Origin of the sequence: Streptomyces sp. 8L (assembly GCF_020176795.1) — a bacterium.
In the GTDB taxonomy this organism is placed as follows: domain Bacteria; phylum Actinomycetota; class Actinomycetes; order Streptomycetales; family Streptomycetaceae; genus Streptomyces.
In genome coordinates this window covers 1-2,323 of the sequence record NZ_JAIUKE010000807.1, presented here as the reverse complement: position 1 = coordinate 2,323, position 2,323 = coordinate 1, and the positions used below count along the sequence as shown (strand labels likewise).

Here is a 2,323-nt window from a genome sequence, read left to right as displayed (position 1 = left end):
ACCTCAGCCCCGTCGACTACGAAAATCAGCACCGGCAGGAGTCCGATAAGCTCACGCTGGCCGCATAACCACCCGAACATGTGTCCACTTTCGCGGGGAGAAGGCCCAGGCTCCAGATCTCATCCTGCTGCGCCGGCGAAAACCCGTAGTCACGCACCTGTGCCTCCACGATCACATGATCATCTGCAGCTGGTGCGTTGATCACTTGAGGGTGCCATCATTTGAAGACAGAAATGGATGGCGCGAGCTGGTCTGATTGCCCGATCATCAAATGCCAGGTTCATGGGCGGTTGACAGTTCGTCAGCCCGCGCGGGTAGCGGTGATACCACCATCGACCGGGATCGTGGCGCCGTACACGTACGCCGCCTGGTCCGAGGCCAGCCACGCGACTGCAGCCGCGATGTCGTCCGGCGTGCCCGCGCGCCCGGCGGGCAGGTTTTCGGTCATGCGGCGGATGACGTCGTCCGAATCGTCGTTGATCGGGGTGCGCGTGGCGCCTGGCGCGACGGTGTTGACGCGTACGCCGCGCGGCCCGAACTCGGCCGCCCAGCTGCGGGCGAGCTGCGCTTCGGCGGCTTTCGACGCGGAGTAGAGGCCGACGAACGCGTGCCCGACCTCCGCCATCCACGAGCCCACTATGACAATCGCGCCGCGGCCTTGCTCTGTCATCGCGGGTGCCAGCGCGGCGGTGAGGACGTGCGGGGCGCGGATGTTGATCGCGAGCGTCCGCTCCAGGTCCTCGTCGGACAGTGCGAGCGTGTCTACGGCCGGGCATACCGCGGCGTTGTGCACCAGCAGGTCGATGATGCCGCCTGCGGCGTCGGTGGCTTCCCGAGCGAAGTCGCGCAGGGCGTCCGGAGTGGCGGTGAGGTTCGAGGCGATGAACACGGCGTCGCCGCCGTTGTCGCGGATCTCCTTCACCACGGTGTCGCCGCGAGCGGTGTCGCGGCCGGTGACGACGACCCGCGCGCCTTCGGCGGCGAGGTGGCGTGCCGTGGCGGCGCCGATGCCGCTGGTGGATCCGGTGACGAGAGCCGTGCGGCCCGTGAGTGTCTGGGGCATGTCGCCAGGTAACACCGGATCCGGGCGAGGTACCAGTGCAAGTGCTGCCTGGTCACGGTGTGACCAGGCAGGTGCCTGCGGCAGCGTATATGGTGGTGGGCATGCCAGCCCACCGTGCCCCCCTCGGGGCCTTCCTGCGTTCGCGGCGGGACGGCCTGACCCCGGCGCAGGCGGGGATCGAACCGTTCCCCGGGCCGCGGCGAGTGCCCGGGCTGCGCCGCGAGGAGCTGGCCGTGCTCGCGGGGCTCAGCCTGGACCATTACAGCCGCATCGAGCAGGGCCGACAGCCGACGATCAGCGAGGACGTCGTGGAGGCGCTATCGCGGGCGCTCGGACTCGACGGCGTCGAGCGCGAGCACCTCCGCAACCTTGCCGCCCCGGTCAGACGTGCCCCACGTGATGACAGCGCGTCGCAGCAGGCGGACCCCGGTCTGCTGCGGGTAATGGACAACCTCGCCGTGCCGGTGCTGCTGCTCGGCCGCCGGGGCGTGGTTCTGGCCCGCAACGCGCTCCTCACCGCCGTGCTCGGTGCGCCGATGGAGCCTGGTTCTTCCTTTCTGCGCTGGCTTTTCCTCGACCCGCTCGCCCGCGAGCGGGTCGAGAACTGGGCTGATTTCGCCGCCCCGGCCGTCGGCGCGATGCGGTACGAGGTCGGACGGCACCCCGGCGACCGGCGCCTCGCCGCTCTGGTCGCCGAGTTGCGCGCCAGCAACCTGGACGTGGCTCGCTGGTGGGATGGCCACGGCGTCACGGACCGTACGTCGGTGGGCAAGCGGATCGCGCACCCGGTGGCCGGGCCGCTGGAGTTCGGGATCGAGTCGGTAGCGAAACCGCAGGACCCCGAACAGCGGCTGATCGTCTACACCGTCGAACCGGACTCGTCCACCGCGCGGAACCTGCCGCTGCTCGCGGCGTGGGAAACGGTCGCCTGACCGCCACGTGCAACTCCACTGGCCTCGTCGGATCGTATTCGACTGATGACGCTCTGAGAAACGGGCCAGGCGCCCGTGATGTGCAGCCGGTCAGCAACAGCCAGGCTCACCGACGCTGGCAACGTCCGCGGAGAGCGGATCTCGGATGCCCGGGAGCTGGGCCGTGCTTCTACCAGGTCTGATGGCGGTTCCGCCATAGGTGTCATCCACCACCCTAGCCTGGGCCTTCCCCCGCGAAAGTGGACACGCGTTCGGGTGGTTATGCGGCCAGCGTGAGCTTATCGGACTCCTGCCGGTGCTGATTTTCGTAGTCGACGGGGCTGAGGTG

General features: G+C 68.9%; 2 protein-coding genes. One reads left to right on the top strand and one right to left on the bottom strand.

The features are described 5' to 3' along the window. Window positions 1-301: 301 nt before the first annotated feature. A complete protein-coding gene (locus LCE31_RS38970; RefSeq protein WP_225022975.1) occupies window positions 302-1,063 on the bottom strand; it encodes an SDR family NAD(P)-dependent oxidoreductase in 762 nt (253 codons plus the stop codon). Between the two features lie 101 nt (window positions 1,064-1,164). On the opposite strand from LCE31_RS38970, the gene LCE31_RS38965 reads away from it, so the two are divergent. Beyond that, window positions 1,165-1,995 (top strand): helix-turn-helix transcriptional regulator, encoded by an 831-nt coding sequence (locus LCE31_RS38965; RefSeq protein ID WP_225022973.1) that lies wholly within the window; start codon window positions 1,165-1,167, stop codon window positions 1,993-1,995. Window positions 1,996-2,323 lie beyond the last annotated feature (328 nt).

Bases quoted from the DNA above. Each gene is read 5' to 3' on its own strand.
- LCE31_RS38970 (WP_225022975.1), bottom strand. From the start codon at position 1,063: ATGCCCCAGACACTCACGGGCCGCACGGCTCTCGTCACCGGATCCACC.
- LCE31_RS38965 (WP_225022973.1), top strand. From the start codon at position 1,165: ATGCCAGCCCACCGTGCCCCCCTCGGGGCCTTCCTGCGTTCGCGGCGG.